The organism is Arthrobacter sp. FW306-1B-F12A (genome assembly GCF_058781865.1).
Map to the genome: position 1 here is coordinate 1 of NZ_JBYSXD010000118.1, position 639 is coordinate 639.

Consider the following 639-nt stretch of genomic DNA (forward strand, 5'->3'; position numbering starts at 1 on the left):
GTGCGGGGGGTGTGTGGTACGGGGTTGTTGTTTGAGAACTACATAGTGGACGCGAGCATCTAGGCACGCGCATGGTCATTGCCTCTTGTGGGGTGGTGGGGTGTGTGTGTCTTACAGCAATTTCTTTTTATGAACCCGGCCCTTTCGGGGGTTTGGTTCTCTCGAGAAGTTTTTTGATCTTGTGTGGTCAAGTTTTTAAGGGCACACGGTGGATGCCTTGGCATTAGGAGCCGAAGAAGGACGTAGGAATCTGCGATAAGCCTGGGGGAGTTGATAACCGAACGGTGATCCCAGGATGTCCGAATGGGGAAACCCCGCCAGACGCGTTTTGCGTGATCTGGTGACCCGCATCTGAACACATAGGGTGCGTGGGGGGAACGCGGGGAAGTGAAACATCTCAGTACCCGCAGGAAGAGAAAACAAGAGTGATTCCGTTAGTAGTGGCGAGCGAACGCGGATGAGGCTAAACCGTTCCATGTGTGATAGCCGGCGGGCGTTGCATGGGCGGGGTTGTGGGACTTTCCGTACTGGTTCTGCCGGACCGGTGGGGTGAGAGCATGGACATAGGTGAACGGTCTTGAAAGGCCGGCCGGAGAGGGTGTTAGCCCCGTAACCGTAATGTTGTGTGCCGCCTGGAGA

Annotated in this window: 1 rRNA gene; it reads left to right on the forward strand. The window is 55.7% G+C overall.

Annotated features, from left to right (window positions below):
- Nucleotides 1-185 precede the first annotated feature (185 nt).
- Nucleotides 186-639 (forward strand): 23S ribosomal RNA (locus AC3WJU_RS22475); the annotation flags it as partial.